The following is an 8,546-nucleotide window of genomic DNA, read 5'->3' as shown; positions in this document are numbered from 1 at the left end:
CAACATCAATATCAAGACCTCTCACCACAGAGACACAGAGGATGCACAGAGGACACGGAGAAAGGCAAGAACAGCAAAAACAGGAGAACTTCTCTGCTTTTACTCTGTGGCCCGGCCTTCGGGGTATCAACCAACGATGCTGGAGCGCCAACCCGGTAGCCTCCAGCCTGCGCTGGAGCGGACGGGATTAAAAAATCATCCGATTCTCTTGCCTTTCTCTGTGCCTCCGTGCCTCTGTGGTGAGTGGTCTTAAAGCTTTTCAATGGTTTTCGATTTTGAAAAACATGTTTAATTTGCCTGCAATACATCAGCTTTTCACATTTCCCATCACAAATTTTAATAATAAGGCAATATAAAATTTGCTATATTGATGTCACTTTGCTTTCAGTTTTAGAGGGAATGAGAGTAAGGTAGTTAACATCCATATTCCTCAATAGAAAAGTGAGCAAGCAAATGAAACAATACGGTGCAGAGTTTTTTGGGACATTCTGGCTGGTGCTGGGTGGCTGTGGTAGCGCTGTGCTGGCGGCCGCATTTCCGGGGGTGGGTATCGGTTTGCATGGGGTATCGCTGGCATTTGGGTTGACCGTGTTGACCATGGCTTATGCGATAGGGCATATCTCGGGTTGTCACCTTAATCCTGCTGTTTCCATAGGCTTGTGGGCCGGTGGCCGTTTTCCGGCGAACAAGCTGTTGCCGTATATCATTGCCCAGGTGCTGGGTGGCATCGTGGCGGGTGGGGTGTTATACCTGATCGCCAGCGGCAAGGCCGGGTTTGACGTGTCGGCTGGTTTCGCATCGAATGGTTACGCAGATCATTCGCCAGGCGGCTATTCCTTGTTGGCTGCATTGGTGACCGAAGTAGTGATGACGGCGATGTTTTTGATCATCATTTTAGGTGCGACAGATGCCCGGGCACCGCAGGGCTTTGCACCGATTGCTATTGGCCTGGGCTTGACCCTGATCCATCTGATCAGTATTCCTGTGACCAATACGTCGGTCAATCCGGCGCGTAGTACAGGCGTTGCCATTTACGTGGGTGGTTGGGCGCTGCAGCAACTGTGGCTGTTCTGGATAGCACCTATTGTTGGCGCAGTGCTTGGTGCGCTTGCGTATAAGTCGATAGCCAGCGAAGACAAATAAGTAGGGACAACAGCATCTGTTGGTGCAGGTGCTATTGCCTGATGAAATGGCCCGAAAATGGTCCGGAAGCACATTAAATTTTCTGATGTCATGCAGATAGAAAATTGGCATGTTATTCTCAGGCCTTCTTCGTTTTGATGTTGATCATGACCAGTAATCTCCTTAATTCTGCGGATGTCATTGCAGCGACTGAATTGTGGCTGGAAAAGGCTGTTATCGGACTGAATTTATGTCCCTTTGCCAAAGCTGTGCAGGTGAAGCAGCAAATTCGCTATATCGTCAGCCAGGCCCGTACGCCGGAAGCTTTGCTGGATGATCTGGCGCGTGAATTGGAATTGCTGGCAGAAGTGAATCCGGAAAAAACCGAAACGACGCTGCTGATTCACCCAATGACCTTAAATGATTTCCTGGATTTCAATGATTTCCTGGATGTCGCAGATGGTCTGCTGGAAGAAGTGGAGCTGGATGGGCAACTGCAGATCGCCAGCTTCCACCCCGATTATCAGTTTGCCGGTACCGAGCCGGATGATATTGAAAACTATACCAATCGCGCGCCTTTCCCGACTTTGCATCTGTTGCGCGAAGATAGCATAGACAAAGCTGTTCTGGCTTTTCCTGAGGCAGAGCAGATCTATGAAAAAAACATGGAGACCATGCGTGAACTGGGCCATGAAGGCTGGCGTCGCCTGTTTTCCAAGTATGGCAAAAAATAAACTGCGCCCCCAATTTTATAAAATCTCGGTAGCGACCATTTGCATAGCAATTGAATTCTTATATTGATATGCAAATAAGTAATTTGTAGTGAGGTATAGTTGCCGAAGCCTTGTAAAACATCATTTTTCCTTATACTCAGGGGAGTATAAGTAATTTGCACGGCTCATATAGCTATGATGGAGCCGCTTGTCCGTCATATATACTCCATGAAGATGGCTGTCATTCACAGACCTCCCCGGTTATCCCAGTCCATAGTGCATCGCATTTTCTTGCTAATCGGGCGCAAATTTCTTAATTGAAATACCATTTTTCTGTAGAAAATTTGCTTTCACTTCGGCAATGACCACTGTTTCTTCAGGATTTCTGCATCAGAGTGCCTTGTTATTTTGCGGAGCAACATGTACAGTAAGAGGTTGATTTTTCGCATTTTTCACCCCTTAGTCTTCTATATCTATGGCTTTAATCGTCCACAAATACGGCGGTACTTCGATGGGTTCGACAGAACGCATCAAGAACGTCGCCAAACGCGTCGCCAAATGGCATGATGCCGGTCACCAGATAGTTGTGGTGCCTTCAGCAATGTCAGGCGAAACCAATCGTATCATCGGTCTCGCAAAAGAAATTTCCGCGCAACCTGATCCACGTGAACTCGACATGATTGCATCGACCGGTGAGCAAGTATCGGTCGGTTTGCTGGCACTGGCCTTGCAGGCCATAGGCAAGCAGGCGGTATCGTATGCAGGCTGGCAGGTCGCTATCAAGACTGATTCTGCCCACACCAAGGCCCGCATCGCCTCGATTGACGATGTCAAAGTCAAAGCCGATCTCGATGCCGGCAAAATTGTCATTATTACCGGCTTCCAGGGCGTGGACGACAAGGGCAATATCACTACCCTGGGTCGTGGTGGCTCTGATACTTCTGCGGTAGCGGTAGCTGCGGCCCTGAAGGCGCAGGAATGCCTGATTTACACAGACGTAGATGGCGTCTACACGACTGATCCGCGCGTGGTGTCTGATGCCCGTCGCCTGAAAACCGTGACTTTCGAAGAAATGCTGGAAATGGCGTCGCTGGGCTCCAAGGTATTGCAAATTCGCTCAGTCGAATTTGCTGGTAATTACCGCATGCCGACACGCGTATTGTCATCATTGACTGACCCTTTAATGCCGCTGGAAGAAGAAGCAAATTCCGGCACCCTGATTTCGTTTGAGGAAGATACACACATGGAACAAGCTACCATCACCGGCATCGCGTTTAACCGTGATGAAGCAAAGATCACCGTTTTGGGTGTGCCCGACAAACCTGGTATCGCCTACCAGATTCTGGGACCTATTGCCGATGCCAATATCGAAGTCGACATGATCATCCAGAATCAATCGGTGGAAGGCAAGACCGATTTCACTTTCACGGTGCCGCGTGGTGAATATACCAAGGCCATGGAAGTGCTGGAAGGCAGCGTCAAGGCGCATATCGGTGCCGGCAGCATCGTTGGTGACTCCAAGGTATCCAAGGTCTCTGTGGTCGGCGTTGGCATGCGTAGCCACGTGGGTATCGCGTCCCAGATGTTCCGCACCCTGTCGGAAGAGAGCATTAATATCCAGATGATTTCCACATCAGAGATCAAAATCTCTGTATTGATCGACGAAAAATACATGGAACTGGCAGTGCGATCCCTGCACAAAGCTTTCGGTCTGGAAAGTGCATAAAAGAAAAGATGATTTTTTAGGGTTGACTGTTGACCAAAATCATTCAAACAGCTATTATCTCGGTCTCGATTGCGACTGAGTAATTGGCGGTTGTAATAGTGTGGAGATGTGGCCGAGTGGCCGAAGGCACTTCCCTGCTAAGGAAGCATTTGGGGTAACCTGAATCGTGAGTTCGAATCTCACCATCTCCGCCAGCAGTATGTAAGAAGGGGTGAAATCTTGTTAGATTTCACCCCTTTTTTATTTTAAATCAACGGTTTAGCGCATTTGCGGCAATAACTCGTAATCTATTGTAAGTATTGATAAGTAGGTAGAATGTAGGTAAGTCGAAAAATTTACCTACTTTTCACAATGCCTCTTACCGTTAAGCAAATTGATGCTGCGAAGCCCAAAGACAAGCCATACAAAATCCGCGATATCGAGGGCCTGTACCTTTACGTGTTAGCTGCCGGGTCTAAATCGTGGAAATGTGATTGCGACGTAGCTGGCAAACGAACAACGATCAAATACGGTAAATATCCCGACGTTTCCCTGGCCGATGCCAGGTTAAAGAATCTAGAGCGGAAATAAAAATGAAAGTACCTTTGTTTAAATAGATGGCCAGGCAATGGCTCGACAACAAAGTAGCATCACTATCGAATAGCAAACATCAAAACCAAACGATAACGTCCCTGGAGTAGATCATCGCAAAGATTGGGGTATGCATATCGACAAAATACCTCGTACGACATTTGTTGAGGCCCTGCACGACTTTTCAGATAGGTCTGAATGCGCTCGGCGCTTGGCTGGTCGTGTACTATGGTGATGGACTATGTAATGGATCTAGGCTACTTAGAGCGGTATTCAGCCAGTAATTTAATTAGGCTTAACTACTATTTTTCAGAAAGCCCACCATGAGCGTGTCAAATCAGAACCTTACTCCAAATGATATTTGGACTGGAGACCTACTTGACCGCAAGGCAGAAGGAGCAAACTTACTCTATTTTTTGCAGCAGCGATATATAAAAAAGGCGGGCGAGCCGGGCTTTGTTTTGGCCTTAAATGGTGACTGGGGAAGTGGTAAGACATTCTTTATTGAAAGAGTTTGTCGGGATGCCACCAATTTCAAACATCCAACATTTGTTTTTGATGCTTGGAAAAATGACTTTACTAAAGATCCGCTTCTTGCATTTATCGCTGAATTTGATTCAGGGTTGAGGGACTGCTACAAAGAAATGCCGGTAACCGAAACGGTAAGACAAAAGATTGTGGAGACTATCAACGACTGCTGGAAACCCGCGTTAACCGTCATCGGTGGGGCTATTCTCAAACATACGGCGGGCATGTCATTGCAAAAGCTGAAGGAGATTTCCTTTGATGATGAAGACGAAATAAATAGTCATGTGGATGATGACGAAGAAGCTTCTAAAGGGGCCTCGGATTCAGGAAAAACGGAATTCATTGAAGTCAAAAAAAAATTAAATGCGATATTAACGCAATCTCTAAACGCACATCGTTCAATGAAGGCGTCAATTGTTCGCTTTAAAAAGAAACTCAGTTTATTAGTTAAACGGCTATACGAAACTGATGGAGTAGAGTTGCCTATACTAGTTTTTATTGACGAATTGGATAGATGTCGACCGGATTATGCAGTTGAACTGCTTGAAGGTATAAAACATCTATTTGGTGTGCCTGGCGTATATTTTATTGTTTCAACAAATATTTCTCAATTAGCGCATTCCGTTAAAGCAATTTACGGAGAAGGATTTGATGGTAAGACGTATTTGAAACGATTTTTTGATCTTCAGTATTCGATGTCGACACCGAATACAAATAAGTTTTGCCGTGCTTTAGCGTCAAACATGATGTTGCCTGATATTGAAAACATTGTTTACGGTTTAAAAAATCGTGTAACGTTGGATGCCACCCCGGTTGTCTCGCATGATTCGATCTCTGTTATGGCTTACGTATTAGAAATACATGTTTTAACTTTTAGATTGACTGCTCGTGATCAAGTGCAAGTATCCACAATTGTGGATGCAGCGCTCTTGAATCTGAAAAATAAGCAAATTCATATTTTCTTTCTCGTATTTTTAGCCGTCATTTATCATCGTGATTTAGGTGTTTATTCCAAAATCGTAGAGTATAAGAAACTTGATGAAGTTACAGGGTATCCCGGCCTCAGACGTTCAATCGACAATGGCCAAATAAAGATTAGAAAAAATGGGCAAAATTCGATGGCAAATATTGATATCTCTATTGTAGCAGTCGAGTACTTTAAGGCTTTTCGTCGCGCTCGAGAAAATTGGAGCAATCTAATTGAACGTACAAATGTGTACGATTTTCCGGAAAATCTAACTTTGTTTAACAGCGCAGGGCAGCATTTGTCATATGCTGAAGAGCCTGAATTCGTTATCTATCCTGACATAATTCGCCGCGCTGGAGGCTTTTCCAAGATTGTTGCTGATTGACATAATGCACAGCCAAGTTATTAAATAATGTCTTATATGAAGAATGCTCGGTTAATGTCAATGGACGAAGAGTCAGCCGATTTATTTATTGACGCATTGAAAGAACCAACGGCACTGTTGGCTAGGCGGTTGGCATGTGCCGACCCGATTCTTGTCGACATTTCCGAAATGCGAGCTAATACCTACGTTTGTAATGTGATTAAGCACTACTCAAAACGCTTTCAGGACGTAGAGCAATATACATCACAACGTCTTGTAATCAACGGGTCGACAACTGCATGGGGCAATATTGTTCCAAAGCTGGGGGAGCGCGTGCTTGTTTTCATAAATCGACCGCAGCCGGATGGTAGTTATTGCATGCTATTGTGGCGCGGACATTTTAGTGTCGAAATGATCGGGGGCGAGGTTTGTGCAGTTGCGAATTGGCATTTGCTAGATGAGCAAGAAACTGGTAGTTGGGGGCCGGACTACTTACGCACGGCTGCATTCTTCCCAGATCCCATGACGCGAGGCCGAGTAGCTATCCCATTGGCCATACTTGAAAAGCACATACTCCACGAGTTAACAAGTATAGTGGTTGCCCTGGGTTAGAATGCAGGGCCGGAATCGAAAGACAAATTGCAAGTTTTTGAAATTAAAAAATCAACTACGCATAATTTGCGCATTTGTATCTTAAATCATTGATTTTAAACGATTCATAATTCCAGCCTCGGGCACCACGTACCTACATTACACATCGGGGTGTTAATTTCCGATTATTTTCTTATAACTCCCAATAACTTTTTCAGTTGTGTGTATTTCTTGTTGGACGCCCAACCGTCGCTTCGCAATGTATCTAGCAGCGTCTGCAAGTCAGTATTTAGCTCAACAAACTGTTCTTTTGCCAATGCGACTGAGTCCTCAGTGTCCAAAAACTTGTGAGAGAGCATCTTCAATGAAAGGTCATTACTTGTCTGAAAGTGTTGCGATAATAATCGAACTATTCCTAACAGGGCTATTTCCAAAAATGCTTCCTTTTCGTAGGGCACGCCAATTTTCATTTGAAAAAGTGCCGCCAATCGGGGTTGTAAATATTCAGCATCAGAAAGTGGTTTTCTTCCATCTTTTGCAATCTCCCCGTGCCCATCGTCAAAGGGGAAAGAATTTTGGTATACATTAATTAAGATATCGAGCGCTAGCTTGCAGTCGGGATCAAGAAACAATTGGTAGTTTCGAATGGTCGATTCTATTTTTTCATAGTTGCTTTCAGGAATTCGGCCCCAAATGCAAGTTACAGGGTCGTATTTGCGGCCCCAACAACTTATTGCGAAAGCGGTTTCAATCAAAATGGCCTGAAAGGCTTCTTGCTGATGCTTAAAAAAAAGTGAGGTTCGAAGCTGCCCCACTTCGTTCTCGTGTTTCATCATGTGAAGTTTTGTCTCAAACTCATCACGTTGCTGCTGTAATTGTCGATCTTGTGTCGCCCTGTGATCTAGTATCAGCCTATCTTGCTCCCTTTTATGCTCCTGCAAAAGCGTATCATTCGCTGCCTTAAAGATCTGCAACTCTTTTTCTTGGCCAGTTCTGTGTTCTTGAAGTGAAATTGCGTACTCGTGTTTAATTGCTTCCTTTAGCCTAGAGATTGTCCAGGCGTGTGCTAGCCAAATGCCAACGAATGCGATGCCGACTGTCCCTAGCGGAACGGAAAAAGATGTAGCTATTTGTTGAAAATCATCGAACAAGCTGGGTGACATACTGTATTTCCTTGGATTGTAGTTGACGATAGAATAATAAATGATTCTACTGTAGAACCTACTCTCAGGTAATAAAGGCACTTCAATAATACAACTTGTTAAGAAGGGCCCTCACTGCGTTGTAACAATCGATACAGACGTCCCGATGTCGTCGCCGGCCAGGTAGACCAGGGCAGCTACGCCGATGACTGCGAGCCAGGTACGTGGGTCAAACCCGCATCATGGTCGCGCACAGACCGAAAACGATCAATGCAGCTAAACGTGTGGTGTCCATACAAGACGGCACGGTAGTGGAAGTGATTGAATCATAAAAGTCCGTTACGGCCTCGACTACTATTTCAGTTATTTGTAAAAAAGCCACAAAAAATTTTTGAGGTAAATAAGTAGGTAAATTTAAGTCTAGCTAATAATAGCAAGGCATCTGTATTCCACCATCTCCGCCTGCAATACTGAAAAAGCCCTTGAGCCGTCATCAAGGGCTTTTTCTTTTCGTGCGTAGCATTGGCGCTATCCCACCTCGGTTTTAATTCTTGTTGCGGCTCAATGCCGAACGATACCTCCTCCATATTTCACTGTTGAATATCACTTCCGTAAGGGGCAATAACCGCTTATCGGATGAATATTACCGGTCAACTGTTTCCCGTCGCCAATACAGTATTTTTGTCTTATATTCATTCACTAGCGTCCGGTTAAAAGTCGAATAAATTCAATTGGTTAGCGTTGGGTGCTGTTTCAGAAATGTAGTCATCGGTCTGAAAGGCGCATGAAATCTCAGTTTTCTCAAAAACAGAGACCGATAAGA

The 8,546-nt window shown here is 45.0% G+C and carries 7 protein-coding genes and 1 tRNA gene; 7 read left to right on the top strand and 1 reads right to left on the bottom strand.

Annotated features, from left to right (window positions below):
* The first annotated feature begins 453 nt into the window (after positions 1 to 453).
* The 7 genes from aqpZ (at position 454) to ACO0K9_RS27755 (ending at position 6,602) form a co-directional block, all read left to right on the top strand.
* Positions 454 to 1,143 carry an aquaporin Z gene (gene aqpZ / locus ACO0K9_RS27785; RefSeq protein ID WP_422990609.1) on the top strand — a complete coding sequence of 230 codons (690 nt, stop codon included), beginning with the start codon at positions 454 to 456 and terminating at the stop codon, positions 1,141 to 1,143.
* A 146-nt stretch (positions 1,144 to 1,289) separates the two neighbouring features.
* A complete protein-coding gene (locus tag ACO0K9_RS27780) occupies positions 1,290 to 1,856 on the top strand; it encodes a DUF1415 domain-containing protein (RefSeq protein ID WP_422990607.1) in 567 nt (188 codons plus the stop codon).
* 454 nt (positions 1,857 to 2,310) lie between these two features.
* On the top strand, positions 2,311 to 3,561 hold the full coding sequence (locus ACO0K9_RS27775) for an aspartate kinase (protein WP_422990605.1): 1,251 nt from the start codon (positions 2,311 to 2,313) through the stop codon (positions 3,559 to 3,561).
* A 102-nt stretch (positions 3,562 to 3,663) separates the two neighbouring features.
* Positions 3,664 to 3,755, top strand: a tRNA-Ser gene (locus ACO0K9_RS27770).
* A gap of 157 nt (positions 3,756 to 3,912) precedes the next feature.
* Positions 3,913 to 4,131, top strand: coding sequence for an Arm DNA-binding domain-containing protein (locus tag ACO0K9_RS27765; protein ID WP_422990603.1), 219 nt, complete (start codon positions 3,913 to 3,915; stop codon positions 4,129 to 4,131).
* 323 nt (positions 4,132 to 4,454) lie between these two features.
* Positions 4,455 to 6,011 carry a KAP family P-loop NTPase fold protein gene (locus ACO0K9_RS27760; protein ID WP_422990601.1) on the top strand — a complete coding sequence of 519 codons (1,557 nt, stop codon included), beginning with the start codon at positions 4,455 to 4,457 and terminating at the stop codon, positions 6,009 to 6,011.
* 36 nt (positions 6,012 to 6,047) lie between these two features.
* A complete protein-coding gene (locus tag ACO0K9_RS27755; protein ID WP_422990599.1) occupies positions 6,048 to 6,602 on the top strand; it encodes a hypothetical protein in 555 nt (184 codons plus the stop codon).
* Positions 6,603 to 6,766: 164 nt separating this feature from the next.
* Here ACO0K9_RS27755 and ACO0K9_RS27750 read toward each other — a convergent pair whose 3' ends face one another.
* Positions 6,767 to 7,744 (bottom strand): hypothetical protein, encoded by a 978-nt coding sequence (locus tag ACO0K9_RS27750; protein WP_422990597.1) that lies wholly within the window; start codon positions 7,742 to 7,744, stop codon positions 6,767 to 6,769.
* Positions 7,745 to 8,546: the final 802 nt, after the last annotated feature.

This window comes from Undibacterium sp. Ji50W, assembly GCF_049340445.1.
Classification (GTDB): Bacteria; Pseudomonadota; Gammaproteobacteria; order Burkholderiales; family Burkholderiaceae_D; genus Undibacterium.
Note: the sequence above shows the minus strand (reverse complement) of the source record. Positions and strands in the feature narration are given on the sequence as shown.